The organism is Streptomyces ardesiacus, from assembly GCF_003112575.1.
GTDB lineage: Bacteria > Actinomycetota > Actinomycetes > Streptomycetales > Streptomycetaceae > Streptomyces > Streptomyces ardesiacus.
Window position 1 is genome coordinate 593,003 of sequence record NZ_BEWC01000008.1, and the last position, 26,445, is coordinate 619,447.

A 26,445-nucleotide genomic window follows, 5' to 3' on the forward strand; every position below is an offset into this window, starting at 1 on the left:
CATTTCAGTCGCTGCCGGCGCCCTGAGCACCTCGGCGGACGAGGGTTCCCGTGCGGATTGTGTGCGGGAGGCGGGGACGGGGACGCGAGGGCGCGCAAAGGACATGAAAAAGCCCTGGCCGGACGGGGGAGGCCGGCCAGGGCCGTGAGCGGTGACCGCGGAGGACTTCCCGTCGACTCCGTCGCCACGTATGGATGAACGCTAAACCATCTCTGGGGGTTCCATGAAACCGGTACCGGGGCGAGTGACCCGTTTCACTGAGCCGCCCCACGGTCCGCGCCCCGGCTGTCACGCTCCGCGACGACCCTGATCGTCTCCAGCGCCGGATCGGTCGGATCCGGCAGGTACATCCCGGCCTCCAGACCGCTGCGCAGGTAGCGCAGCACCGGCTCGGCCAGCCTCTCGCCCGGCAGGACGGCCGGAATGCCCGGCGGATACGGCGTGATCATCTCCGCCGCGATCCGGCCGGCGGCCCGCTCCACGGGCACGTCCTCGGTGGGGCCGAAGAACGCGTCCCGCGGCAGGTGCGCCTGCGGCATCCGCAGCTCGGCAGGGGAGGGCACCGCGACGCGCGGCGCGGGCGCCATACCGGGGGCGGCGCGGGCGAGGTCCTTGAGGGCGGTGAGCAGCTCGTCCGCGGTCTCCCGGTCGTCGCCGTGGGTGATCTGCGCGCCGATGCGGCGGTGGTCGGTGAGGTGCGCGACCACGCCGCGGTGCTCGCGCAGCCAGTCCGCCGCCTGGAAACCCGAGATGCCGAGTCCGTCGAGGTCGACGACGACCGGCAGCGGATCGAAGCCGTGGGCCCTGCCGGGGCCGCAGAAGTCGTCGCGGTCGTTGACGTGCATGCCGCCGATCCCCTCGATCGCCGTACGCACGTCGGCCGCCAGCTTCAGCGCCCCGCCCATCAGCTCCTGCCCGCCGAGTGCCATCTGGCGGCGCCAGCCGTCGAGACCGGCGAAGATCAGCACCGAGGGGCTGGTGGTGCTCAGCAGGTCGGCGCGCATGCCGAGGAGCTTCGGCTGCACCAGGTCGCCGCGCAGATGGAACACCGAGCCCTGTTCGAGACCGCTGCCCATCTTGTGGATGCTGGTCACGCAGACGTCGGCGCCCGCGTCCATCGCCCAGGACGGCAGGTCGGGGTGGAAGGGCAGATGCGCGCCCCACGCCTCGTCGACGATCAGCGGCACCGAACGCCGGTGGCAGACCTCCGCGACGGCCCGCAGGTCGGCGCTCGCACCGTACGGCGTCGGGCTGGTGACCAGGGCGCCCTTGGCGTCGGGATGGGCGGCGAACGCCTCCTCGAAGGCATCCGCGGACGGCGGGTGCGCCAGGTGCAGCCCGGCGTCCCAGCTCGGCTCGACCCAGACCGGTGCGATGCCGGACAGGATCAGCCCCGACACCACGGACTTGTGGGCGTCCCGGCCGATCAGCAGCTTCTCGTGCGGACCCGCGACCGCCAGCATCGCCGCCTTCACCGACAGGGAACTCCCGCACGTCGAGAAGAACGTGTGATCGGCGTGCACGGCGTCCGCCATCAGGTCCTGGGCGCGCTGCAGCACCCGCCCCCGGGTGAGCCGGTCGTCCAGCCCGGCCGTCGCCAGCACGTCGCCGAGGAACACCGCGTCGCCCAGCACCTCGCGCACCGCGGGGTCCGCGCCGCGCGCCTGCTTGTGCCCGGGCGGCGTGAACGCCAGCCGCCCTTCGCGGCGGTACTCGACGAGGGCTTCCAGGACCGGTGCGCGGCGGTGATCGGCTGTCATGCCGCCCGGTTTCCCTCCCGGCGGCGCGTCAATCCGCCCCGTCGTCCCTCACCCGCGGGCCACGGCCCGGGGTCAGCACCTCGTCCAGCACCCGCAGGACCGCCTCGTAGGCCACCGTCCGCACGGCGGCCTCCCGGGAGCCCTCCGGGTCGGTGGGGCGCAGCGCCTCGCTGCGCGCCCGCCAGCTCCGCCTCTCCTCCAGCGCACACGCCCTGGCCCGGCGCATGCGGCGCAGCAGTTCGTCCGAGTCCACAACATCCGTCATGCACTCCGCGTACCCCCGCACGGCGCCCGGATGGCCCGTGGGCCGCACGGAGGACCCGAGGTTTGCCGGTACCCGCAGAGGTGAGCCGACAGTGACGGGGCAGTACGGCACCCACGGCCGAACCGAACCGTCCACCGACCAGGGAGCTGACGGATGAGCGAGAGGGACACGACCCGGCCCGTCGACCAGCGGGCCACGGGCACACACCGCCGGGACCGGCCGTGCAGGCCCGCCGACGCGCGCCGGGCGGTCGAGCACGCCGTCACCGCATGCCGCGGCATCCACGCCCCGTGCGACGTGGGCGCCCTGTCGGACGCCGTGCTCGTGGCCTCCGAACTGACCACCAACGCCATCCTGCACGGCGGCGGCGTCACCGACTTCCGGGTCGACGTCGTCGAACCCGGCGCGCACCCCGGAGTACGGCTGTCGGTGTGCGACCGCAGCCGCGACCTCCCGGTGGCCGTACCGCCCACCGACGACCGCGGCCGACGGCGCCTGGGCGGCCACGGCTGGCCGATCGTCTGCCGTCTGGCCCGCGAGGTCCGCGTGGCAGACCTTCCCTCGGAAGGCAAGTGCATCACCGTGGTCGTTCCGCTGTCCTGATGACTTTTGGAAAAGCGGAGTTTGTTCCACCGGGGCAGGGGCAGTCGCAGTTTCGTGCTTCGGACCGGAGGCGCAGCAGCGGGAGCGGTACGGCTGTTTCGGTACTCCGGCTGTGCCGGGGCGACCCGGACAGCGCCGTTCCCGCGGAAAGTCCCCTGAGACCACCGTTCAGGAGCGAATCCGCATGCTCATAGAAACGCCCACCATCCGTCCCGGTACCCCCCAGTCCGCCGACCCCGCCGCCCCGGCCCGCCGTCGTCACGACGACGCCCCCGACACCATGGCCCTCTTCGGCCGGCTCGCGGAACTGCCGGACGGGCCCGAGCGGGACGCCGTGCGCGACGAACTGGTCACGGCCTGGCTGCCCATGGCCCACCGGATCGCCGGGCGGTTCCGGGACCGCGGCGAATCCCTGGAGGACCTCCGCCAGGTGGCGGCGCTCGGCCTGGTCAAGGCCATCGACCGTTTCGACCCCGGGCGGGGAGCCTTCGAGAGCTACGCCGTGCCCACCATCACCGGCGAGGTCAAGCGCCACTTCCGCGACCGCATGTGGGCCCTGCGGGTGCCCCGCCGGGTCCAGGAACTGCGCAACAAGGTGCGCATCGCCCGCCGGGAGCTCGCCCAGAGCCCGGGCAGCCCCGAGCCCTCGGTGGCCGCCCTCGCGGCCCACACCGGGCTGACCGAGGAAGAGGTCGGCGCCGGCATGGAGGCGCTGGAGAGCTTCAGCACCCTGTCGCTGGACGCCGAACTGTCGGCCGGCGACGACGGCTACAGCCTCGCCGACACCCTCGGCGCCGCGGACGGCTCGTACGACACCGTGATCGACCGCGAGTCCGCCAAGGAGGGTCTGCGCAGGCTGCCCGAGCGCGAGCGCGCCATCCTCTACATGCGCTTCTTCGAGGACATGACGCAAAGCCGCATCGCCGACTGCCTGGGCATCTCGCAGATGCACGTCTCGCGGCTCATCAGCCGCAGCTGCGCCCGGGTGCGCGACGAGGCGATGGGGGAGCGGGCCGCCCGTCCGGGCCGCGCGGTGCGCACGTGAGGGCGCGCACGGACGGCACGCCCCAAAGGACGGGGGACCAGGGAGGGACGAGACGGATGCTGATGCCACACCCCGAGGTGCTGCGCAGGCTCCTCGCGGAGTACGAGGCGGCCGCGGTGGCCGAGCCCGCGGGCGCGGCCGGCGAACCGGGTCCGCGGACCCGGGACCTCGCGTACACGCTGTGCGTGTCGACCGGCACGCGGGACGTACGGCGGGCCCTGGAGGCCGCCCGGAGCCAGTTGGCGGACGCGCTGGAGCCGGCGGCCCCCGTGCCCGGCGGCACGCACGCGGGCGTGGGGGACTGAGGGCGAGGCACACGGGAAACCGAGGGACGGCCGGACCGAGGGACCGACGGACCGACGGACCGGGGGACCGGGGGACGAAACAGCGGCGCGACCCACGGACGCCCGTCCCGGGCCCGCGCCGTACGGGCAGCCGCGCGGTGTGCGCGGAGCGGGCCGGGGCATCCGGACCCGGGGAGGGGATGCACATGAACGCACGTGTCCTGGCCGTCACCGGCCGCAGCCGCGTCCGACGGGCCGCGAACGGGTCGGCGGCCGAGGGGGCCGCCCGCGCCGGGCTCACCGCCCGCGGCGTCATCTACCTGCTGGTCGGCGTCCTCGCCCTGCGGATCGCGCTCGGCGACGGCGACCGGCAGGCGGACCGGGGCGGCGCCCTGGCCGAGCTGTCGGACAAGCCGTTCGGGGCCGTGCTGCTGTGGGCGCTCGGCGCCGGACTCGTCGGCATGGCCCTGTGGCGGCTGTCCGAGGCGCTCTTCGGCGCCACCGGCAAGGACGGCCACACCGCCAGGAAGCGCCTGCCGGCCGCCGTCCGGTGCGTCTTCTACGCGTTCGTCGCCTACTCCGTCCTGGCCTTCGCGGCCGGGAGCAGCGGCTCCGGCTCCGGCGACCGGCAGTCCCGGGACGTCACGGCGCGGGTGATGGAGCTGCCCGCCGGCCGCTGGCTCGTGGGCCTGGCCGGGGCCGCGATCGTCGTCGCCGGGGTCGTCATCGGCGTCCAGGCGGTGCGCCGCACCTACCGCAGGAAGCTGAAGCCCGGCGCGCTCGGCCCCCGGACCCGGCGGCTGGTCGACGTCACCGGCGTCGGCGGCGGAGTGGCCCGCGGTCTCGTCTTCGCCGGGGCGGGCGCCTTCGCCGTACGGGCCGCCGTCGACTACGACCCCGGCCGGGTCAAGGGGATGGACGACACCCTGCGCTCCTTCGCCGGCACCCCCCTCGGCCCCTGGCTGCTGGGCCTGGTCGCGGCCGGCCTGGTGCTGTTCGGCGTCTTCTCCTTCGCGCTCGCGCGCCTGCGCCGGGTCTGAGCGGCCCGGCACGGGGAACACGGGGCGAATGAACGAACACGAGATTCCTCCGCCGGACGGACGTCCCGTGGACGTCTACCTCGACCTCCTGCGCGTGCGCATGCCGAACGACGACTACCAGCTCCTGCTCAGCGTGGTGGAACCGGTCCTCCAGGCGATCGACGAGCAGCAGATGCCGACCATCGACTTCTCCCTGGACGGGGACAACGCCGAGGCGCTGCCCCAGGAGATCAGGGACGAGGCCGCGCTCGTCATCGCCACCGCCGTCACCGGACGTCTCGACAACGAGGTCGTCGAGATCGACACCGACGAGACCGGACCGGTCCGGGTCGTCACCGACGCCGCCACCGCCTCCGACCCCGAGCGGCTCGGCGAGATCGCCGACTACCTCAGGGAACGCCACCAGCAGAACGAGGAACTGCGCGGCATCGCCGAGGCCAGCGGTCTGCCCAGCGACTTCTGATCCCCGGCACCCGACGGGGCCGTCACCGCTGCGGCGCCTTGACGGGCACCCCCAGCGGCCGGGCGAGACCGACCACCGCCTCGTCCAGCCGCTCCAGGTGCCGCAGCACCCGGCCGGTGATGCGGCCGTAGCGGGGCACCCCGGCGGCGTCCGGCTCCAGCAGCGAGGCGATGCTCGGCCCGGTCTCCACCTCCGTGCCGGCGTCGTCGTCGGCGAGGCGGGCGGTGATCGCCTCGATGTTGCGCACCGTGCGCCGCACGGCGCCGCGCAGCCGCGGGTCCGCCGCGATCGACGGATGGGTGGGCAGCAGCTCGGCCGTCGCCGCCAGCGACCGCGCGTGATAGGCGCAGGTCTCCAGCAGCGCCACCACGTACTGCGCCGTGTCGCGCCGGGCCCGCAGCGGCGTGATCGGATGGGTCAGCGGCTGGGTGGCCCCGCGCAGATCGCCGAGCGCCTGGTCCAGCTCCCGTGCCTTGTCCAGCAGGTCGGCCGCGGGGCCGCCGCTGAGCTGGTCGACGGCGCCCTCGGTCACCTCGGTGAGCCGCTCCAGCACCGTGCCGAGCAGTTCGTTCGTACGCCGGTGGGTGCGGATCGGCAGCACCAGCGCCGCCGCCACGATCCCGCAGGCCGCGCCGAGCGCCGTCTCCTCCACCCGCAGCAGCAGCACCGACATGCTGTAGGTGTGCAGCAGCGTGTACAGCAGTCCGAGCATCGCGGTGACGAAGAACGACATCAGCGTGTAGGACAGCGGCGCCGTGTAGAACATCGCGAAGATCAGCACCAGCACCAGACCGAACGCGGTCCAGGTGTGGTTGCCCACCAGACCGGCCAGCACGATGCCCGCCACGACGCCCAGCACCGTACCGAGCAGCCGGCGGTAGCCCTTGACCAGGATCTCGCCGGTCGAGGCGGTGTTGATGAAGACGATCCAGCAGGTGAGCACCGCCCAGTACCAGCGCTGGGTGGACAGGAACTCCCCGCCGACGATGGCCAGCGAGGACCCCACGGCGACCTGCACCGCGGCCCGCGTGGTGGGCCGCCGCAGCCCCGTCTGCTCCTCCTGGGGCGCCGCCTCCTCACCGGCGTCGATGGCCGCGTCCTCGGCGTCCAGCTCCTCGCGCGAACGGGCGGTGGCCGGTGAGTCGTCGGACTCGTCCTGCGGTCCGTCCAGGGCGATCCTGAGGCCCATGACGGCGCGCGCCGTCTCGCCGATGCCGCGGAAGACGTCCTGGACGGCCGCCGTCGCCTCGGGCAGGTTCTCCTCGTCGCGGTAGCCGAGCAGCCGGTTGCGCAGATGCGACAACGCCGTGCCGCGCGCCTCCGCGGGCGGGCGCAGCACCAGGACGCGCAGCGCCGTCAGGTCGCGGCGCAGCCGCTCCGTGGCCTCACCCGGCGCGGGCGAATGACCGACGGACGGAGCGGGCGCGCCCGGCAGATGCAGGGTCAGCGTGTCCGCCCGCTCGGCGCTGCGCGCGGTCAGCAGCAGCAGGCCGAGGCGTTCGGCGGCGATCTCGGCGTCGGCGATGCGCCGCTGCACCAGGCGGGCCGTGGACGCGTCGGGCGTGCCCTCCTCCAGCCGGGACTGGATCAGCAGGGCCGTCTCGTGCAGCCGCGCGGTGCCGTCGCGCAGCCGCTCCAGCGTCTTGTCGATGGCGTCGGGACCGGCGTCCAGCAACTCGATCTGCGTCGCGATGAGCTGCGCCAGCCGGGCGCGGAACGCCTGCCGCAGCAGCCGCAGGATGCGCGCGGGCGTCGCCGGGACCACCCCGAAGCGCACCACCGCGCTGGAGGCGAACGCCACGGCGATGGCGGCCCACAGCCCCGGCAGCCCCGACACCTTCGCGCCGACGAACAGCGACACGAAGTAGACCTGGAAGCCGATCAGTCCGAGCGCGGTTCCTCGGTCGCCGAACCGGCGGACGAAGACCGCGCAGAAGATCAGGACGACGAAGAAGGCGTCACCGACCACGACCCGCGAGGTGAGCAGCGTGCTCAGCGAGACCGAGGCCAGCGCGACGGGCAGGCCGAGCGCCAGCGTGACGGCCTGCGGCCCCGGCTCCTTCTCCCGGATGGCGAAGGTCGCGACCATCGCCGCCATGGCGCCCGCCACCAGATGCTTGACGTCCACGCCGAACGCGGCGAGCACGCCGAGCGTCAGCGCGATGGCGCCGACCGTCCGCAGACCCGCCGTCAGCCGCAACAGCCCCGGGTCGGAGGCGGCGACGCGGTCCCGCAGCCGTGTCCGCGCCGAACCTCCCGCTGCCTTCACGCCGCCGAACACTCTCCCGATTCACCGCCGGCTCCTGGAGCCGGTTCCAGCCATCTCCCGGCCGGTTCACGCCGAGATCCACTTCTCAGCATGTCATGCCCCGGTCCGGTACGGGCCGCGGGGGCGGGCCGGGGTCACAACTCCGCCCGGTCCGCCCCCTTCACCTGCTCCCGCACCTGCTCCGGCGTCAGGTAGGCGTCGGTGTACTCGAAGTCCTTCAGCTTGGCCGGCTTGCGGGCCTGGAAACCGGTGCGCACGAAATCGTCCCCGGCGATCGCGTTGAGCGTCCAGTCGGCCGCCACCCGCGCCTTGGCCACGCCCGTGCGCAGCGCCGACCAGTGGTAGCCGCGCGCCACCGCCTGCGCGGGAAGTCCCTTGAGCTCGACGCCCATCGGCTTGGACACCGCGTCGGCGCCGCCGAGGTCGACGACGAGACCGAGGTCCTTGTGCACGTACGGCCGCATCGGCTGGTTGCGCAGGGTGGCGATGATGTTCTCGGCGACGTGCCGGCCCTGCCGCATCGCGTGCTGCGCGGTGGGCGGGCAGACGGCGCCCTCCTGGCCCTTGGCGAGGTCGGGCACGGCCGCGGAGTCGCCCAGCGCGAACACCCCGTCGTGGTTCGGCAGGCACATGTCCGCGGTCACCGCGAGCCGCCCCTTGACCGTCTCCGCGCCCAGCGTGGCGATCAGCGGGCTCGCCACCACACCCGCCGTCCAGATCAGCGTGCGGGTGGGCACCACCCGGCCGTCCGTGAACGTGACCTCCTCCGGCCCGGCCTTGGCGATGGAGACCCCCAGGGAGATCTCGATGCCGCGCCGCGTCAGGATCTGCTGCGCGTCCCGGCCGAGCTGCTCGCCCAGCTCCGGCATCAGCTTCGGCGCGATGTCGATCAGGTGCCACTTGATCAGGGCCGGGTCCAGGCGCGCGTAGCGCTTGACGGCCGCGTGCGTCAGCCGCTGCAGACACGCCGCGGTCTCGGTGCCCGCGTAGCCGCCGCCCACCACCACGAACTGCAGCCGGGCGGCACGCTCCGCCGGGTCCTGACTGGCGTCGGCGATGTCGAGCTGCGAGATGACGTGGTCGCGGATGTAGGCGGCCTCCGCCAGCGTCTTCATGCCGAACGCGTGGTCGGTCAGCCCCGGGATGTCGAAGGTGCGGGTGATGCTGCCGGGCGCCAGCACGATGTAGTCGTACGGCTCGTTGACGATCCGGCCGGTGATGCCGCGCACCACGCAGACCTTGGCCTTGAGGTCCACCCCGATGGCACCGCCCGGCAGGATGCGGGTCCGGTACTTGCGGCTGCGGCGCAGGGAGAGCGCGATCGACTGGGGCGTGAGCACGCCGGCGGCGACGTGCGGCAGCAGCGGCAGGTAGAGCTGGTAGGAGAACGGCGTCACCAAAGTGATCTCGGCCTCCTCCGGCGCGAGCCTGCGTTCCAGACGACGGACGCACTCCACGCCGGCGAAACCTGCTCCGACCACCAGGATCCTGGGTCGTGTCACGGTGCTCATCCCTTTCTGCGCCTCCGGGGCGGCGGTCCGCCGCGAACGCCCTTCGCCTGCCCGGGGATCGCCGCTTCGCACCTCGCCCATCCCATCGCGCCCGCACCGGCCCGGCCAGCCGGACGCGGCAGGCAGGCGACCCGTCCTGATCACCACCATGCCCCGCCCGGACCCGCGGCGCACCGGGCGGGAGCGAATCGCGGGGAACTTCCGCCGCGGATCAGACCCCGTCGCCGAGGTGGCACAGCAGCAGACACACGTCGTCGTCGCGTTCGGAGTCGCTGAGCATCGGACGCAGGATGCCGTCCGCGGAACCCTCCAGGTCCGTCTCCAGCTCGGCCGGGCCGAACGAGCCGAGCGCCTCCGTCAGCCGCGCGATCCCGGGGTCTATGCCCCGGGCCCGGCGCTCCACCAGACCGTCCGTGTACAGCGCGAGCGTCGAGCCGGGCGCCATGGGCACCGTGTGGTCCGCGATCTCCTGCCGCAGCGGGATGCCGAGCATCGCACCGGGCTTGGCGTCCAGGGTCCGCACCAGCCCGTCCGGCGTGCGCAGCACCGGCGGCGGATGACCGGCCGCCGCCCAGGTCACGGTCGGGTCGTCGGGATGGAAGCGCGCGATGACGGCGGTGGCGAACAGGTCGGGCTGGAGGTGGTGCAGGAAGATGTGCAGCCGGGTCAGCAACTGCCCGGGGCTGCCGCCGTCGACCGCGTAGGCGCGCAGGGCGGTGCGCAGCTGGCTCATCATCACCGCCGCGCGCAGCCCGTGCCCGGTGACGTCCCCGACCACGGCGATGACGCCGCCGTCCGGCTGTCGGAACGCGTCGTACCAGTCGCCGCCGATGTTCAGCCCGTGGGTGGCCGGCAGGTAGCGCGCGGCCAGCGTGAGCCCGGGCGGGGCCGGCAGCTCCGTCAGCAGCGCCCGCTGGAGCGTCTCGGCGATGTCGCGGTTGTGCTGGTAGCGCTGGGCGTGGTCGATGGCGGTGCTGGCCCGCCGGGTCAGCTCGATCAGCATCACGGCGTCGTCCGGGTCCCAGCGCTCCCCGGGCGGGGTCAGCGTCACCACACCCAGGGGCGCCTGCCGCGTCGGCAGCGGGATGCACAGCAGGGGCCGGTCCGGGGCCAGCGCGGAGGGCGGCCGGTCGTCGACGCCGGGCAGCCCTCCGGGGTGCGCGGCGGCGTACTGCGGCCGTCCGGTGCGGGCGGCCGTCACCGCCGCGGCCGCGTGGGCCGGGCCCGGCCGGTCGCCGTCCTGGTCGAACAGCCAGACGTCCACGCTCGCCGCGTATTCGGGCACCAGCAGCTCCGGCAGCCGGCGCACGATCTCGTGGTGGTCCAGCGACGCCGTCAGGACCGCGCTGGCGTCCGCCAGGAAGGTGAGCCTGCGCCGGGCGTTCTCCGCCTCCGTGCGCGCCTTGCGCTCCGCCGCGAACGCCTCGCGCTGGGCCCGCCCGGCCGCGTCCAGTTCGGCGTGCAGCGCCACCACGCCCTGGTTCGTCTGCTGCAGCTCCTCCCGGTGGAAGTCGACCAGGCCCTCCTGCTCGGCGAGCCTCTCCAGCACCAGCGCCGTGTCCTCGTCGGCACCCAGCAGGGCCTCCGCCAGCTCCGCCGGGCCGCTCGCCACGGCGTCGGGGCCGACGTCCGCCGACGCCTCCGGGCAGGGCACCGTGACACGCCACGGCGGCTGCCCGGCGGCGGCCGCCTCGGGCGACGGCGTCACCACGGCGTGCAGCACACCCTCCCCGGCCCCCGCCCCGGCGCGGGAGTCGGTGCCCGTCTCCAGGGTGAGCCGCCAGGTGCCGCCCTTGGTCAGACACAGCCGCAGCTGCGCGCCGAGCGAGGCCGTCAGCCGCGCGCGCTCCACGGGCGGCACGCCGTGGGCCGCCGCCAGCCGTGCGGTGGCGATGCGTGCCACGGCCGCGTCGGTCAGGTCGCTGATCTGCCAGGTGCGGGTCATGGGCCGTCCGGCGGAGTCGGGGCCAGCACGGCGACGGCGGTGTCGTCCCGTACGGGCCGGGCCGGGCTGCTGGCGTCACGGATCGTCACGGCGGCGGTCACCGCCGGGTCGGCCCCGGTGCGGCAGGTGTCGGACGTCGGCGACCACCGGCTCGGCAGGCCGTCGCTGTGCAGCACCAGCACCCGGTCGTCCGCCCAGGCCGTCTCCTCCTCGCGCAGCGTGGTGGGCCGGTGGGTGCCGACGATGCCGGGGCGCGAGACCAGGTGCCGCCAGGCGCCGCCCTCGCACAGCCGGGCCCCGATGTTGCCGACACCGGTGAAGCGGAGCACCCCGGCCCGCGCGTCCACCTGGGCCACCGCGACGGCCGCGCCGCGGGTGCCGGACAGCGCCCGGTCGAGCCGCCGCACCACCTCGGCCGGCGGAAGTCCCGCCGACGCGCGCAGCGCCTCCACGGCCGCGGCCGAGGCGCGGGCGGCCTCCGGACCGTGACCGAGACCGTCGGCCAGCATCAGCGTGACGAGGTCCCCGTCGCGGACCCAGGCCCAGGCGTCGCCCGAGTACTCCGCACCGCCGAACGGCACGTTCACCCCACCGGCCCGCAGTCGGTCCGCCGGACCGGAACCGACGGTGCGGGCCCCGGACACGGCGCCCACCCGTGCGACGACGACCGTGCCCCGGCCGGGGACACTGTGCAGGTCGAAGTCGTCGGCGAGGCGCGCACAGGTGCCGAGCCCCGCCCCGAGGGAGCCCGTGGTGGTGAAACCGTCGCGCAGCGCGGCGGGCACGTCGGCGATCCCGGGGCCGTGGTCGACCGTGGCGATCTGCACCCGCGGCGCCGCCTCCCGGCCCGCCGGGAGGAAGGGAGGCGCGACCACGTCGATCAGCACCTGGCCGCCCCCGGCGTGCTTGAGCAGGTTGGTGGCCAGCTCGGTCGCCACCAGCGCCGCCGTCGAGGTCCGCTGCTCGTCCAGGCCGGCCAGGGCCGCCGCGTGCTCCGCGGCCACCCTGGCGTCGCGCACCCGGGTCGAGTCGTGCACCGGGACGTCCCACACGCGGGGCATCAGGACTCCTCACGCGGGCGGGGCGGCCGGCCCACCCAGGACGTCACCCGCACGGTGGTCCCGGAACCCGGGGCGCTCTCGATCCCGAACTCGTGCACCAGGCGCCGCGCGCCGCCCAGCCCCATGCCGAGGCCGTCGCCGGAGGTGAAGCCGTCGCTGAGTGCCTGCTCCAGGTCCGGGATGCCGGGCCCGTCGTCGCTGAAGGTCAGCCGCAGCCCGTGCGTGGTGCCCTCGACGAGCGGCTCCGTCTCCATGGTGCCGCCCCCGCCGTACACGAGCGTGTTGCGGGCCAGCTCGCTGGCCGCGGTGACCAGCTTGGTCTGGTCGACCAGGCCGAAGCCGAGCTGGGCGGCGGCCTGCCGCACGTGCTGTCGTACCCACACCAGATCCATGTCGGAGCGGATCGGCAGGCGGGCCTGGGAGCCCGCGGCAGTGTGCATCACAAACGCTCCTGGCGCAGGCCGCCGAAGCGGGACGACGGGGCCTGCTGCCTGAGGAGCTCCATGGCCACCTCGGTGCTGAGCGCGGTGTGCACGCCCGGCAGCGTCAGGCCCAGCTCCACCAGCGTGATCGCGACCGCCGGCCGCATGCCGACCAGCACGGTGCGTGCGGCCAGCAGCCCGGTCTGCCCGGCGATCTCGGCCAGGATCCTCCCGAGGAAGGAGTCGACGATCTCCACCCCGGAGACGTCGATGACCACGCCGGTGGCACCGCTGCGCACGATGGTCTCGGCGAGATCCTCCTGGAGCTGCTGGGCCGTGCTGTCGTGCAGGTCCCCCTGGAGGGTGACCAGGAGGACCTCGCCGAGCCGGAGCACCGGAACATGCCCTGACACCGGAGCCCCGTGGGGTCCGGGAAACGCCTGGCTCACCGCGCGACCGCACCGTTCGTGCCGGGCGTCACGATGCCGACCCCGAGCTGGTGCAGCACGTACCCCAGCGCGTCGGCGAGGCTGGCCCGGGTGACCACCGTGCCCAGGTCCAGGCCGAGGTGGACCATGGTCTGCGCGATCGCGGGCCGGATGCCGGAGACGATGCACTCGGCGCCCATGAGCCGGGCCGCCGCGACCGTCTTCATCAGGTGCTGGGCCACCAGCGAGTCGACGGTCGGCACACCGGTGATGTCGAGGATCGCGTAGCGCGCCTGCTGCTCGACGACGGACTCCAGCAGGGTCTCCATCACCACCTGGCTGCGCGCGCTGTCCAGCGTGCCGATCAGCGGCACCGCCACGATGCCGTCCCACAGTTTGATGACCGGCGTGGCCACCTCCAGCAGCTGCAGCCGCTGGCGGTCGATGAGCGCCTGGCCCTCGCTGAGCGCCGTCTGCATGACCACGACCCGCAGGGTCCCCATCAGCACGCTCAGCGTGGTGACACAGGCCCGGACGTGCTCGGCCGTGGCGTCCTCGGGCAGGTCGGACACGAGCAGGTTCTCGACGGGGGGACGCAGCGCGGCCAGCTCGCTGGAGACCTGAGCAGTGCTCAGACCGGCGCGCGAGCGGGCCGCGCCCATCCGCGCCAACTGCTCGCGCACCGCCGTGAACCCGGCCGCGTCCGGGTCCTCCACCCGCGCCGCGTCCGCGACTTGCGCCAGCGCGTCCACGACGGCCTTGCCCGCCTCCACCGCCTCGTCCCGCGAGAGGGTGAACACGGTCCGGAACACGGGCTCGTCCGACCACCGCTGGGCGATCTGCTCACGCCGGCGCCGCAGGAAGTCCCTGATCTCGCGCGTCGGCACTGCCGCCGTTCCCTCCGCCTCTTCCGGCACCTGTCCCACTCCTCATCCGCGTTGCGCCGCACCTCGCCCCCCTCGGGGCGACGTGCCGACGACGTGACTCTGCCGGGCGACAACTGTAACCACCCGCCGACCTGGCACGGCACCCGCTTCCGCACGACCGGTCCGGAGGAGACGTGGGGCAGGACGCTCAGGCGTCGGGCACCTGCGGACCCTCCGGGTGCGCGTCGACGCGGGCCAGCGCCTCGTCGACGCTCTGGGAGACCGGCACGGTGATGCTCACCCCCGTCAGGTCCAGGACGCGCAGCACCGCCGGGGCCGGCGAGATGATGTGCACGCTGCCCGGCAGGTCGCGGGCCTCCTGGTAGACGCGCAGGATGATGTTCATGCCGGACGAGTCCATGAAGGGCACCTGGGACAGGTCCAGCAGGAAGTGGCGCCGGCCGTGGTGGAGCTGGTTGGCCAGGTGGTGCTGGAACTCGGTCGCGGTGTCGACGTCCAGGTAGCCCTCCACCTTGAGCAGGGCGACGTCCTGGCGGGGCAGCGTCACCTCGACGGACAGCGGGTTCTGGGCTATGGGCACGTGTACCTCCAACAATGCGGCGGCGCGGCGGACCGTCGTGTGGCCCGCCGCGCCCGGCGGTTACCCCCGAATCCCCACTCCACACCTGCCCCCGGGCAACCGGCTCGCGCGGGGCGTCTCAGCCGACCCGTATGCCCACCAGACACGTGTCGTCGTCCGTGTCCGACCTGCTGTAGGTCAGCAGCCGGTCCAGGTGCTGGTCCAGGCTGTTCGGCGTCGGGCGCACCGTGCTCAGCAACTGGGTCAGCGCCTCCTCCACCGGGCGGTCGCGGCGTTCGATCAGACCGTCGGTGTACATCAGCAGCGTGTCCCCGGACGCCAGCTCCGCCTCGGCCTCCTCGTACGCCGCCTCCGCCGCCGCCCCCAGCAGCATGCCCCTGACCAGCGGCAGCGGCTCCGCGCCCGGACCGCGCACCAGCACCGGCGGCAGGTGGCCGGCCCTGGCCCAGCGCAGCGTGCGCCGCACCGGGTCGTACAGGCCGCACACCGCCGTCGCGGTGACCCCGCCCGTCAGATGGTGCGCCACGATGTTCAGCCAGGACAGCAGCTGCCCCGGACCGGCCCCGGTCACCGCCAGCCCGCGCAGCGCGTTGCGCAGCACCACCATGCTGGTCGCCGCCTCTATCCCGTGCCCGGCGACGTCCCCCACGCACAGCAGCACCAGCCCGCTCGGCAGCATCACCGCGTCGTACCAGTCGCCGCCCACGAGCTGTTCCGTCTCCGCGGGCCGGTACCGGACGGCCACCTGGAGGTCGGGCACCTGCAAGGGAGTCTGGGCCGGCGGCATGATGGCGTGCTGCAGTTGCAGGGTCAGCCGGGCGCGCTCCCTGGCCTGCTGCTCGGTGTGCGCGAGCTGGTCGCGCGTCGCGGCGAGCGCCACCTCCGTCCAGTGCTGGGCCGAGATGTCCTGACAGGCGCCCCGTACCAGCAGCAGCCGGTCGTCGGTGTCCAGGACCGGCTCGGCCACCACCCGCACGTGCCGGGTCACCCCGTCGGGCCGGCGCAGCCGGAACGCCGCCGACGCCGGCCGCCGGTGGTGCAGCAGCGTGCGCAGGAACCGCCCGATGGTGACCGCGTCGTCCGGGTGGGCGTGCGCGGCCAGCTCCTCCAGCGGCACCGGGGTGCTGGTGTGCGGGCGGCCGTACAGGTCGAAGAGCTGGGCGTTCCAGGTGATCTCGCCGGTGAGCAGGTTCTCCTCGAAACCGCCGATGCGGCCGAGCCGCTGGGCGTGCTGGAGGAGGCTGGCCAGCCGGGCCGTCTCGTCCTCGATGCGCCAGATGAGCAGGACGGCGTTGCCGTGCCGGCTGACACTGATGTCCGCGACGGCCGACAGCGGCACCTGGTCCACCAGCGCGGTCAGGTTGAGGTGCCGGGCCCGGAACGGCTCGCCCGTGGCGTACACCCGCTCCACGCTCTGGAACAGCTCGCTTTCCCCGGCGGCCATCGGATAGGCCTCGAGCAGCAGCGCGCCGCCCACGACGGCACGGGGCCGCCCGGCCGGGTCCATGAAGCGGTTGTTCACGTGCTGGATGCGGAAGTCCGCCAGGTGCCCCGCCGCGTCCAGGTGCGGCACCAGCACCAGGGCGGGGTCGTGCAGCCCGTCGGCCAGGTCCATCAGCTCCACCGCGTCCGGGATGACCCGCGGCTCCTGCCCGGGACCGCGCGGCGGCGAGTACGACTCCAGCGTGTGCGCGCACAGCTCCGCCAGGGCCTCCACCTGACGCACGACCTGCGGCGGCTGCGGGGCCAGCGGCGCCGGCCAGGCGATCTCCAGCACGCCGTGGATGCGCCCCCCGGTGCCCGCGGGCACCGCGACCCGGCCGCCGTCCGGGTACTGGTGCCGTCCCACGCTGGGCAGCCCCGTTCCGGCGAGGGAGGCGAACCACTGCCCCGAGCGCTCGGTCAGACCGCACCGGGCCACCGTCGCCACGTCCGGCGGCACGTAGCGCCAGCGGGCCGCCTCGGCCGGAGGGAACCCGGCGCTGCCCACCAGGGTCAGCGACCCGTCGTGGCCGGCCGCCCAGATGGCCACCGCGACCGCGCCCAGCGGCCGCAGCGCCTGCTCCAGCAGCGCGTCGGCGACGGCCTGGGTGTCGTCCGCCGCCAGCGCGCCGCTCTCGGCGGCCCGCAGCCGTACGGCGGCCGACTCGGCCGCCGCCTCCCCGGCCTCCGCGGTGTCCGCTCCCCGTGCGTCGTCCGCGCTCTCCCCGGGAGCCGTGGCCCGTACGGCGGCGGTGGCCGCGAGGAACGCCTCGGTCACCTCCGACATGCGGTCGCGGGCGGCCTGGTTGATGACGTCGACCGCGAACTCCAGCGGCGTCGCCCGGGACTGCTCGGCCAGCTCGGCCAGCTGCCGGGCGGCCTCGGCCGGACCGCAGCCGAGCCGTGCGACCAGGACGCCCTTGGCCAGCTCGATCAGCGCCCGGCCCTCGGCCTCCGCCTGGGCGGCGCGCACCTCGCGGCTGAGCCGGTCGACGGTGGCCGCCAGCCTGCCCACGGGGGACAGCGGGGTCATGCCGTCCGGGCCGGAACCGGACCCGGGTGCGGACCCGGACCGCCGGACGTCACCGGCGGGGCCGCCGTACTGCTCGGGCGTGTTCATGCGGGCAGCCACCGCCGCACGCAGGCGATGAGGTCCTGGGTGTCCACGGGCTTGGTGACGTAGTCGCTGGCGCCCGAGGCGAGGCTCTTCTCCCGGTCGCCGGGCATCGCCTTCGCCGTGACCGCGATGATGGGCAGCTCGGCGTAGCGCGGCATCCGGCGGATCTCGGCCGTCGCCGTGTAGCCGTCCATTTCCGGCATCATCACGTCCATCAAGACCAGTGCCACCTCCGGGTGGTCCACGAGCGTCTCGATGCCCCGGCGGCCGTTCTCCGCGTGCAGCACCCGGAATCCGTGCAGCTCCAGGATCCCGCTGAGCGCGAAGAGGTTGCGCGCGTCGTCGTCGACGACGAGGACGGTGCGCCCGGCGGGCGGATCCTCACCGGTGCGCAGGGCCGGGCGCGGCGTCTCCTCCGGCCGGACCAGCGACAGCACGTCCCCGGGCTCCTCGGCGGCCAGGTGCAGGGCGATGCGCTCGCGCAGCTCGTCGAGGCCGGCCAGGAACTCCAGGGTCCGGCCGGCGGCGCCCGAGCGCAGGTCCTCCGCCACGGCGGCGTCCGTGCGGTGCCCGCTGTGCACGAGCACCGGCACGCTCGCCAGCGCCGAGTCGCCCCGCAGCGCGTCCAGGAAGCGGGACGCCTCGCCGTCCGGCATGCCCAGCTCCAGCACGACGCAGTGGCAGGGCTCGGCGGCCAGCGCGCCGGCGGCCTCCTCGGCCCCCACGGCCGTGATCACGTCGAGCGGCGGCCGGTCGTCCGCGTCGTCCCGCCCGTGCGTCAGATCGGCGACGACGCTCTCCGCGACGAGGGTGAGCAGCCCGCGCGGACGCTCCTCCACGACGAGCAGGCGCCGCGGCCGCCGGCGGTGGCCGCCGGTCAGCTCGGCCACCGGCACCGCACGGTCGAGCACGTCGGCGGAGTGGTCGGCCGCGAGGTGCTCGGGGCCGCGCGCCAGCAGGTCCTCGAAGTCGGGCCGGGCCACGGGCAGGTACAGCGTGAAGGTGCTGCCCCGGTCCGGAGTGCTGTCCACCGTGACGGCGCCGCCGAGCAGCTGGGCGATCTCCCGGGTGATGGACAGGCCGAGCCCGGTGCCGCCGTACTTGCGGCTCGTCGTGCCGTCCGCCTGCTGGAAGGCGCCGAAGATCGACTCCAGGTTCTGCTCGGGGATGCCGATGCCCGTGTCCTTGACCCGGAAGGCCACGACGGGCCCGCCCCGCACCACGCCGCCGGGCACCTCGTCGTCGGGAGCGGGCTCGACGGACAGCTCCACGCCGCCCCGCTCGGTGAACTTCACCGCGTTGGACAGCAGGTTGCGCAGCACCTGCCGCAGCCGGGAGTCGTCGGTCAGCAGGTCGGCCGGGGCCCCGGGGGCCGTCGTGATCGTGAACTCCAGGCCCTTCTGGCCCGTCATGGGACGGAAGGTGGCCTCGACGTACTCGATGAGCTGGCGCAGCGTCACGCGCTCGGGGGAGACGTCCATCTTCCCCGCCTCGACCTTCGACAGGTCCAGGATGTCGTTGATGAGCTGCAGCAGGTCCGAGCCCGCCGAGTGGATGATGCCCGCGTACTCGACCTGCTTCGGGGTGAGGTTGCGCGAGGGGTTCTGGGCGAGCAGCTGGGCCAGGATGAGCAGGCTGTTGAGGGGCGTGCGCAGCTCGTGGCTCATGTTGGCCAGGAACTCCGACTTGTACTTCGAGGCCAGCGACAACTGCTGGGCGCGTGCCTCCAGTTCCTGGCGGGCCTGCTCGATCTGGAGGTTCTTCGCCTCGATGTCCCGGTTCTGCGCCGCGAGCAGGGACGCCTTGTCCTCCAGCTCGGCGTTGGAGTGCTGCAGCTCCTCCTGCTGGCTCTGCAGCTCCGCGGAACGGGCCTGGAGCTCGGCGGTCAGACGCTGCGACTCCGCGAGGAGCTCGTCGGTGCGGGCGTTGGCCACGATCGTGTTGACGTTCACGCCGATGGTCTCCATCAGCATGTCCAGGAAGTCCCGGTTGATCTGGCTGAACGGGGCGACCGAGGCCAGCTCGATGACCCCGAGGACCTGCCCCTCGACCACGATGGGCAGCAGCACCAGCTCGGTCGGCACCACCTCGCCGAGGCCCGAGGAGATGGTCAGGTAGCCCGGCGGCAGTTCGGTCACCACGATGGTGCGCCGGCCGCGCGCGGCCTGGCCGACCAGGGTGCGGCCGAAGGCGATACGGGTGGGTCTGGCCGTGTCCTCCGGGTAGCCGTAGGAACCGACGAGCCGCAGCTCGGGGCCGTCCTCGCCGTCCTCGGCCAGGTAGAAGGCGCCGTACTGGGCCGAGACCAGCGGCACCAGCTCGTCCATGATCAGCTCGGCGACCACGGGCAGGTCCCGGTGCCCCTGCATCAGGCCGGAGATGCGGGCGAGGTTGGTCTTCAGCCAGTCCTGCTCCTGGTTGGCCCGTGTGGTCTCGCGCAGGGACTCCACCATGGCGTTGATGTTGTCCTTGAGCTCGGCGACCTCGCCGGAGGCCTCCACGTTGACCGAGCGGGTCAGGTCGCCCTCGGCGACGGCGGAGGTGACCTCGGCGATCGCGCGGACCTGGCGGGTCAGGTTGCCGGCCAGCTCGTTGACGTTCTCCGTGAGCCGCTTCCAGGTGCCGGAGACGCCCTCCACCTCGGCCTGGCCGCCGAGCCGGCCCTCGGTGCCGACCTCGCGGGCCACCCGGGTGACCTCGTCGGCGAAGGCGGAGAGCTGGTCGACCATCGTGTTGATCGTCGTCTTGAGTTCGAGGATCTCGCCGCGCGCGTCGACGTCGATCTTCTTCGACAGGTCGCCCCGGGCCACCGCGGTCGTCACCAGGGCGATGTTGCGCACCTGGTTGGTGAGGTTGTTGGCCATCGAGTTGACGTTGTCGGTGAGGTCCTTCCAGGTCCCCGCGACGTTCGGCACGTGCGCCTGGCCGCCCAGCCGTCCGTCGGTGCCGACCTCGCGGGCCACCCGGGTGACCTCGTCGGCGAAGGCGGAGAGCGTGTCCACCATCGTGTTGATCACGTCGGCCAGCGCCGCGACCTCGCCCTCGGCGTCCACGGTGATCCGCTGCGACAGGTCGCCCCTGGCCACCGCGGTGGCCACCTGGGCGATGGAGCGGACCTGACCGGTCAGGTTGGACGCCATCACGTTGACGTTGTCGGTGAGGTCCTTCCAGGTGCCCGACACCCCGCGCACCCGGGCCTGGCCGCCCAGGTTGCCGGCCGTGCCGACCTCGCGGGCCACCCGGGTGACCTCGTCGGCGAAGGCGGAGAGCTGGTCGACCATGGTGTTGATCGTGTTCTTCAGTTCCAGGATCTCGCCGCGGGCGTCCACGGTGATCTTCTGGGACAGGTCGCCCTTGGCCACGGCGGTGGCCACCTGGGCGACGTTGCGGACCTGGTTGGTCAGGTTGCCCGCCATGAAGTTCACCGAGTCGGTCAGGTCGCGCCACGTGCCCCGCACGCCCTGGACGTCGGCCTGGCCGCCGAGCCTCCCGTCGGTGCCGACCTCGCGGGCCACCCGGGTGACCTCGTCGGCGAAGGCGGAGAGCTGGTCGACCATGGTGTTGATCGTGTTCTTCAGCTCGAGGATCTCGCCGCGGGCGTCCACGTCGATCTTCTGGGACAGGTCCCCCCGGGCGACCGCCGTGGCCACCTGGGCGATGTCCCGGACCTGGGTGGTGAGGTTGCCCGCCATGGCGTTGACCGAGTCCGTCAGGTCGGCCCAGGTGCCGGAGACCCCCGGCACCTTCGCCTGACCGCCGAGGGCCCCCTCGGTGCCGACCTCGCGGGAGACCCGGGTGACCTCGGAGGTGAACACGGACAACTGGTCCACCATGCCGTTGAAGACCTTGGCGATGTCCCCCATCAGCCCGTCCGCGTCGTCCGGCAGACGGGTGCCGAAATCGCCGTCCCGCACGGCCGTCAGGCCCGCCAGGAGACGGCGCAACTCCTGGTCGCCGGGAACCGCGTCGACGGATCCCGTGCTGTCGCTGGTCATGCGCATCCTCGTTCCGCTCCCCGGGAGTCCTCGCGCGAGGACTCGCCACCCCCTCCGGACCGCTCGGCCGGTCCGGCTTCCGTGCCCGCGTCCGCGCAGTTCACGGAGTGCCCCCAGCAGAAAAATACGTCAGAGGCTAACCCAGCTTCCGGGCGGGGACAAAGCGGTGTGTCACCCGGCCGGACGCGTACCCCCGGACGGGTCGTGCCGGGCCCGATTGCGGCGGGCACGGCCGGGTATCCGCTGCTGTGGAGCCGGTCCGGCCCGTCGCGTCCGCCCGGCCCCACGGTCGTCACCGACACGGGAGGGAAAGGCAGCGTGCCGATGGAGAGCATCTGGTCGTACACGGCGGACAGCGGTCACGAGGAAGTGGCCGACCTGACGGGCTGCACCGTCGTCGCCGACGACGGCACCATCGGGCAGGTGGACCGGCAGGCCGAGCACTTCGGCATGCGCCACCTCGTCGTCGACACCGGTGTCTGGGTGTTCGGCCGCAGCGTCCTGGTGCCGGTGGGACTGATCCGCGGCATCGACGCCGAGGCCCGCACGGTCACGCTGAACTGCACCAGGGCCCAGGTCAAGGCCGCGCCCAGGTTCCGGACCGACAGCGAGACGATGGACCGCGACTACCTGGCGTCCGTCGGCGACTACTACCACCGGCTGCCGCCGCGGGAGAGCCCCGCGACCTGACCGGACCCACCAGCACGCGGACCACGGGGAAACCACCGACATGCGCCCAGCCGACCGGACCACCACGCCCGCCACAGCCGTCGCGGCACCCTGCGACGTCGCGCCCGCCGCCCCGCCCGCGCCGGGTGCCGGGGCCAGTGCGGCGGCGGCACGGGCGTACGCGGAGTGGGTGGCGCGGACGTGGCGGGACGGTCTGGGCCGCGAGGTGCGCGAGGAGGACGTCGTCGACCTGCTGCTCGTGGTCTCGGAACTGGTCACCAACGCGATCCGGCACGGCGGCGGACTGGCCGGTTTCGAGGCCCGGCCGACGCGAGAGGGGCTGTGGATCGCCGTCCACGACCACAACACGGTGGTGCCCCGGGCCGCGTCCGCGTTCCCCACCACCCACCCCGGCGGCGGCTACGGCTGGCCGCTCGTCGCCCGTCTCGCCCGGCACGTCCGCGTCGGTCCGCGCCCGGAGGGCGGCAAGACGATCAGCGCGCTGGTGCCCCTGCGGGCCGCGGACACCCCGTGACCGGCCGGGCCGCGGACACCCCCTGACCGGCGCGGTCACCAGGGCAGGAAGACGTGGATGTCCTTGCCCTGCTCCCCGGTGACGACGCTCACCTGGTCGGACAGCGTGTGGATCAGGTGCCAGCCGATGCCGCCGCCCCCCTTGCTCGGATGGAAGGGCCGGGGCGCGGGTTCCGTCGTGCTCGTGTCGTGCATCACCACGTGCACGCCGTCGAAGGTGCGGCGCAGCCGCAGTTGGAACGGCCCCGGCGCGTACTGCACGGCGTTGGCCGCCAGCTCCGTGACGACGAGGAGTATGTCGTCCCAGTACTCGGGCGCCGCGGGCGGTGCCGCCCGGGCCAGGTCGTAGAGGAACTCCTCCGCGACCAGCCGCGCACCGGTCACGTTGTGCAGCTCCCCGGTGAAGCTGGCGGTGCGGTTCGTGATCTCCTCGGAAGCCAGTGTCCTGTCCCAACGCGACTCGGCTGCCATTGCGCCTTCCCGGCCCGGCACCTGCCGGGCGTCGTTCCTTCTCCTTCGCATTCCCTGGGTTGTAAGTTCCCGTGCCGGGCGAACCTAGTCGCGCCGCGGTCGCCGGGCCAGGGGCGGGACGGAAGCCGGTTCAGCGCAGGAACACGTTGTCCGTGTCCTCCCAGCCGGCCGGCTCCCGGGGCGGCGGCTGGGCGGGCCAGCGGTGCGAGCGCGCCTCGTACATCGCGTCGATCTCCAGCGCGTAGGTCCGTACGATCTCGTCCCGCCGGAGCTTGAGCGACGGGGTGAGCAGTCCGCCGGCCACGTCGAAGGGGTCGGGCAGGACCCGGAAGACCCTGATGGACTCCGAGGGCGACACGGCGCTGTTGGCCGCGGCCACCGCCCGCGCGACCTCCTCCCGCAGCGCGTTCTCCTCGCGTGCCTCCCGGGCGGGGGCGTCGCCCGGCAGGGCCAGGGCCGCCCGCCAGTGCGCCAGGAACTCCGGCTCCAGCGTGATCAGCGCGCCGACGCAGGGCCGGTTGTCGCCCACCACCACGGCCTGGTGGACGAGCGGGTGCATCCGCAGCCGCTCCTCCAGGGCGGCCGGGGCCACGCTCTTGCCGCCGCTGGTGATGATGACGTCCTTCTTGCGGCCGGTGATCGCCAGGTAGTTCTCGTCGTCCAGGTGTCCGAGGTCGCCGGTGGCCAGCCAGCCGTCGCGCAGCACCGCGCGGGTGGCGGCCACGTCACCGACGTATCCCTGGAACAGGAACGGCCCGCGCACCAGGATCTCCCCGTCGTCGGCCACCCGGACCTCCATGCCGGGCAGCACCTGCCCGACGGTGCCCGACTTCTCCCGGCCCCACGGCTGCATCGTCAGCCCGCCGCTGGTCTCGGTCAGACCGTAGCCGTCGTGGACGTAGACGCCGATCCCCTCGTAGAAGAGGGAGAGTTCGCGGCTGAGCGGCGAGCCGCCGGACGTCGCCCGGCCCACCCGGCCGCCCAGCGCGTCGCGCAGCCGCCGGTACACCGTCCGCTCGTACAGCGCGTGCTGCAGACGCAGGTCGAGACCGGGCCCGGGCCCCCTGCCGAGGCGCCGGCGCTCCAGCGCGGCGGCGAAGTCCCGCGCCGTGTCCGCGGCCCGCTCGAACAGGGCGCCGCGCCCCGCCCGCTGGGCCGTGCGCAGGAAATTCTTGTACATCTTCTCCAGCACCGACGGGACGGCGTACAGGTACGTCGGCCGGAAGGAACGCAGCGCCGAGGAGAGCGCCTCCGCGGTCGTCGTGGGCTCGTGCGCCATGAGGAGACCGCCCCGGACGCACAGGCTCTGGACCATCAGCCCGTACACGTGCGAGAAGGGGAGGAAGGCGAGGACGGCGCCCTGCTCTCCGGGCGGTGCCACCGTGTGGCCCCAGCCCGCCAGCAGCGTGTCGCACGGCCCGGCCAGAGCGCGGTGGCTCAGCGCGCAGCCCAGGGCCCGGCCGGAGGTGCCCGAGGTGTAGGCCACCACCGCCGTGGAGTCCGGCAGCACGATGCGGCGCAGGGAGTCGACGGAGGCGGACGGCAGGAGGGCGCCGCGCTGCACCAGCGTGTCCAGCGCGCCAGCGTCAAGCTGCCAGACGTGGCGCAGCGCGGGCAACGACGCGCACACCGAGCCGACGGTCATCACGCCCTGCTCGTCCTCGACCAGCACGCCCACGCAGCCCGCGTCCCGCAGGATCCACTCGACCTGGTCGCGCGAGGAGGTCGGGTGGACCGGCACCACCTCGGCGCCCACCGTCCACAGGGCGTAGCTGAAGATCGTCCACTCGTACCGGGTGCGGGCCAGGATCGCCACCCGGTCGCCCGGCGCGACGCCACCGGCGATCAGGCCCTTCGCCACGCCGACCACCTCGTCGCGGAACCCGGCCGCCGTCACCTCGTCCCACCCCGCCGCCTGGCCGGGAGCACGGCGGCGGGCGAGCATCGGCAGGTCCGGCGTGCGGGCGGCCGTCTCGAAGAGGCTGTCGGCGAGCCCGCCGGTCAGCGGCGGGACGGTCCGGGGAGCGAGAGCGGGGTCGCGCATGTACGCCGGCTCCTGACGTGTACGGACGGTGACGCCGCCGACGGGGACCGTGGTCGGCGGTGCTCGGAGGCTAGCCCAGCCGCGGGCGGCGGGGGACCGGGACGGCGGAAGTGTTCCCGCCCGGTGATCCGGCCCGATCGGGGGACTCGGGGGACATGACCTACGTGAACCCCGACCCCGACCCCCGAGTCAGCACCGGTCTGGAGCCCGGCGGCGGCGTGCCGCCCGGGGAGACCCCGCCGGCGGAGAGCAGCATGCCCGAGGCCGGACCCCAGGACCTGCCCATCAACCCGGCCAAGGGGTGGGCCAAGGGGCCGATGGCCCTGATCCTCGCGGTCGTGCTGATCTTCGCGGCGGGTCTCCTGGGCTACGCCCTGGCCCTGATCTACTGAGCACGCGGGGGCGCGGATCCGCCGGGCCCGAGCCGACGGCGTCTCAGGCCGCCTGGGTGCGGCGCACGCACGCGGCGACCACCTCGCGCAGGCTGCCCGTGCGCTCCAGCAGCGCGCGCTGCACCTGGGCGCCGTTGCCGTGCCGCAACAGCCCGTCGACCCCTTCGCGCACCCGGTCGAGGTCGCCCGTCGCCGCGAGGGCCTCCCCGGTGTGCTCCAGCAGCGCCCGTACGACCGTCTCGGCCGGCATCCGCCGCATCGTCGCGGGGTGGAGCAGCTCCCCGGTCAGCCCGGACCGGGCGGCCCGCCAGGCCGCGAGGCGGAGCAGGCTCACGCTGTCGCCGGCCGGCTCCGTGCCCCGGTGCCACTCCCGGGCGGCCGTGTCGACCAGCGCGCGGGCGAGCGCGGCCAGCACGACGGCCGTCGAGGCGTCCAGGCACACGTCCGCGACCCGGAACTCGACCGTCGGGTACCGCGGGGAGAGCCGGACGTCGAAGTAGACCATCCCGTCGTCGAGGATCGTCCCGGTGGCGAGCATGTCCGCGACCCGGCGGTGGTAGCACTCCGCCGAGCCGAACAGCTCCGTGGGACCGGCCGACGGCCAGCGCTGCCAGACGCGGCTGCGGTAGCTGCTGTAGGAGGAGTCCCGCCCCTGCCAGAACGGCGAGTTCGCGCTGAGCGCGGCCAGCACCGGCAGCCAGGGCCGCACCCGGTCGATCACCGCGACGCCCTCCTCGTCGGAGTCGACCGAGACGTGGACGTGGCAGCCGAGGACCAACTGCTCGTGGACCACGACGCCGTACTGCTCGGCCATCCACTCGTAGCGCCGGTTCACGGCGATGGAGGGCGCCACCGGCAGCGGTGACGTGGCGAGCGCGGCGACGGCGCACCCGATCCCCCCGGCGTGCCGCCCGGCCTCCTCACGGCAGCGGACGATCTCCGCGTGCAGCCGCTCCAGGTCCGCCTGCGGATGCGTGGCGAACTCGAGCATCTGCTCGTGCAGCTCCTTCTCGAACACGTCCTGCCCGGGTTCGTCCAGCGAGGCCCGGGCGAGCACGGGGCCGGACAGCGCCCGCGGCTCGCCGGTCGCGGGATCGACCAGGAGGAGTTCCTCCTCCACTCCGACGGTGCGCACGTGATGCCGCCTTTCTGTGGGCCGGTGCCACCGACCGACTGCC

The 26,445-nt window shown here is 73.9% G+C and carries 23 protein-coding genes; 8 read left to right on the forward strand and 15 right to left on the reverse strand.

Annotation, left to right across the window (positions count from 1 at the left end):
- Positions 1-254: 254 nt before the first annotated feature.
- Positions 255-1,760 (reverse strand): aminotransferase class I/II-fold pyridoxal phosphate-dependent enzyme, encoded by a 1,506-nt coding sequence (locus Sdi02f_RS27760; RefSeq protein WP_108934213.1) that lies wholly within the window; start codon positions 1,758-1,760, stop codon positions 255-257.
- A 28-nt stretch (positions 1,761-1,788) separates the two neighbouring features.
- Positions 1,789-2,025: a hypothetical protein gene (locus tag Sdi02f_RS27765; RefSeq protein ID WP_030403900.1), complete on the reverse strand. Its 237-nt coding sequence runs from the start codon at positions 2,023-2,025 to the stop codon at positions 1,789-1,791.
- Positions 2,026-2,178: 153 nt separating this feature from the next.
- On the opposite strand from Sdi02f_RS27765, the gene Sdi02f_RS27770 reads away from it, so the two are divergent.
- The 5 genes from Sdi02f_RS27770 to Sdi02f_RS27790 all read left to right on the forward strand — a co-directional run bounded on the left by Sdi02f_RS27770 (position 2,179) and on the right by Sdi02f_RS27790 (position 5,460).
- A complete protein-coding gene (locus tag Sdi02f_RS27770) occupies positions 2,179-2,628 on the forward strand; it encodes an ATP-binding protein (RefSeq protein ID WP_030403901.1) in 450 nt (149 codons plus the stop codon).
- 184 nt (positions 2,629-2,812) lie between these two features.
- Positions 2,813-3,673, forward strand: coding sequence for a SigB/SigF/SigG family RNA polymerase sigma factor (locus Sdi02f_RS27775; protein WP_030403902.1), 861 nt, complete (start codon positions 2,813-2,815; stop codon positions 3,671-3,673).
- Positions 3,674-3,729: 56 nt separating this feature from the next.
- Positions 3,730-3,978, forward strand: a complete 249-nt coding sequence (locus tag Sdi02f_RS27780) for a DUF5133 domain-containing protein (protein WP_030403903.1) — start codon at positions 3,730-3,732, stop codon at positions 3,976-3,978.
- A 185-nt stretch (positions 3,979-4,163) separates the two neighbouring features.
- Complete coding sequence (locus tag Sdi02f_RS27785; protein WP_030403904.1) at positions 4,164-4,997, forward strand: DUF1206 domain-containing protein; 834 nt, start codon at positions 4,164-4,166, stop codon at positions 4,995-4,997.
- A 28-nt stretch (positions 4,998-5,025) separates the two neighbouring features.
- Positions 5,026-5,460: a hypothetical protein gene (locus Sdi02f_RS27790; RefSeq protein ID WP_030403905.1), complete on the forward strand. Its 435-nt coding sequence runs from the start codon at positions 5,026-5,028 to the stop codon at positions 5,458-5,460.
- 22 nt (positions 5,461-5,482) lie between these two features.
- Here the strand turns inward: Sdi02f_RS27790 and Sdi02f_RS27795 are convergent, their stop codons facing one another.
- From Sdi02f_RS27795 to Sdi02f_RS27840, 10 genes are all read right to left on the reverse strand, one after another.
- Complete coding sequence (locus Sdi02f_RS27795) at positions 5,483-7,729, reverse strand: FUSC family protein (protein ID WP_030403906.1); 2,247 nt, start codon at positions 7,727-7,729, stop codon at positions 5,483-5,485.
- 134 nt (positions 7,730-7,863) lie between these two features.
- Entirely contained in the window at positions 7,864-9,240 is a 1,377-nt protein-coding gene (locus Sdi02f_RS27800) for an NAD(P)/FAD-dependent oxidoreductase (protein ID WP_030403907.1), read from the reverse strand.
- 211 nt (positions 9,241-9,451) lie between these two features.
- Positions 9,452-11,185, reverse strand: a complete 1,734-nt coding sequence (locus tag Sdi02f_RS27805; protein ID WP_030403908.1) for a PP2C family protein-serine/threonine phosphatase — start codon at positions 11,183-11,185, stop codon at positions 9,452-9,454.
- Complete coding sequence (locus tag Sdi02f_RS27810) at positions 11,182-12,246, reverse strand: anti-sigma regulatory factor (RefSeq protein ID WP_031184464.1); 1,065 nt, start codon at positions 12,244-12,246, stop codon at positions 11,182-11,184. The genes Sdi02f_RS27805 and Sdi02f_RS27810 overlap by 4 nt, the downstream gene beginning before the upstream one ends.
- Complete coding sequence (locus Sdi02f_RS27815) at positions 12,246-12,686, reverse strand: anti-sigma regulatory factor (protein ID WP_030403910.1); 441 nt, start codon at positions 12,684-12,686, stop codon at positions 12,246-12,248. Before Sdi02f_RS27815 ends, Sdi02f_RS27810 begins: the two co-directional genes overlap by 1 nt.
- Positions 12,686-13,117, reverse strand: a complete 432-nt coding sequence (locus Sdi02f_RS27820) for an STAS domain-containing protein (RefSeq protein ID WP_030403911.1) — start codon at positions 13,115-13,117, stop codon at positions 12,686-12,688. The genes Sdi02f_RS27815 and Sdi02f_RS27820 overlap by 1 nt, the downstream gene beginning before the upstream one ends.
- Positions 13,114-14,013 carry an STAS domain-containing protein gene (locus tag Sdi02f_RS27825; protein ID WP_030403912.1) on the reverse strand — a complete coding sequence of 300 codons (900 nt, stop codon included), beginning with the start codon at positions 14,011-14,013 and terminating at the stop codon, positions 13,114-13,116. The genes Sdi02f_RS27820 and Sdi02f_RS27825 overlap by 4 nt, the downstream gene beginning before the upstream one ends.
- A 157-nt stretch (positions 14,014-14,170) precedes the next feature.
- Entirely contained in the window at positions 14,171-14,563 is a 393-nt protein-coding gene (locus tag Sdi02f_RS27830) for an STAS domain-containing protein (protein WP_030403913.1), read from the reverse strand.
- Between the two features lie 118 nt (positions 14,564-14,681).
- The gene (locus Sdi02f_RS27835; protein WP_030403914.1) at positions 14,682-17,165 is read right to left on the reverse strand and encodes a SpoIIE family protein phosphatase; all 2,484 of its coding nucleotides are present in this window, start codon (positions 17,163-17,165) and stop codon (positions 14,682-14,684) included.
- Complete coding sequence (locus Sdi02f_RS27840) at positions 17,162-21,157, reverse strand: HAMP domain-containing protein (RefSeq protein WP_030403915.1); 3,996 nt, start codon at positions 21,155-21,157, stop codon at positions 17,162-17,164. Before Sdi02f_RS27840 ends, Sdi02f_RS27835 begins: the two co-directional genes overlap by 4 nt.
- Before the next feature lie 318 nt (positions 21,158-21,475).
- Between Sdi02f_RS27840 and Sdi02f_RS27845 the strand changes: the two genes are divergently transcribed.
- Together Sdi02f_RS27845 and Sdi02f_RS27850 are read left to right on the forward strand one after the other, a co-directional pair.
- Entirely contained in the window at positions 21,476-21,847 is a 372-nt protein-coding gene (locus tag Sdi02f_RS27845; RefSeq protein WP_030403916.1) for a PRC-barrel domain-containing protein, read from the forward strand.
- 40 nt (positions 21,848-21,887) lie between these two features.
- Positions 21,888-22,361: an ATP-binding protein gene (locus Sdi02f_RS27850; protein ID WP_055468082.1), complete on the forward strand. Its 474-nt coding sequence runs from the start codon at positions 21,888-21,890 to the stop codon at positions 22,359-22,361.
- 35 nt (positions 22,362-22,396) lie between these two features.
- Here Sdi02f_RS27850 and Sdi02f_RS27855 read toward each other — a convergent pair whose 3' ends face one another.
- Together Sdi02f_RS27855 and Sdi02f_RS27860 are read right to left on the reverse strand one after the other, a co-directional pair.
- Positions 22,397-22,831 carry an ATP-binding protein gene (locus Sdi02f_RS27855; protein WP_030403918.1) on the reverse strand — a complete coding sequence of 145 codons (435 nt, stop codon included), beginning with the start codon at positions 22,829-22,831 and terminating at the stop codon, positions 22,397-22,399.
- A gap of 130 nt (positions 22,832-22,961) precedes the next feature.
- Entirely contained in the window at positions 22,962-24,875 is a 1,914-nt protein-coding gene (locus tag Sdi02f_RS27860) for an AMP-dependent synthetase/ligase (RefSeq protein WP_108934214.1), read from the reverse strand.
- 155 nt (positions 24,876-25,030) lie between these two features.
- On the opposite strand from Sdi02f_RS27860, the gene Sdi02f_RS27865 reads away from it, so the two are divergent.
- Positions 25,031-25,267, forward strand: a complete 237-nt coding sequence (locus tag Sdi02f_RS27865; protein ID WP_030403920.1) for a DUF6480 family protein — start codon at positions 25,031-25,033, stop codon at positions 25,265-25,267.
- Between the two features lie 43 nt (positions 25,268-25,310).
- Here the strand turns inward: Sdi02f_RS27865 and Sdi02f_RS27870 are convergent, their stop codons facing one another.
- A complete protein-coding gene (locus Sdi02f_RS27870; RefSeq protein ID WP_030403921.1) occupies positions 25,311-26,402 on the reverse strand; it encodes a glutamate--cysteine ligase in 1,092 nt (363 codons plus the stop codon).
- Between the last annotated feature and the right edge of the window lie 43 nt (positions 26,403-26,445).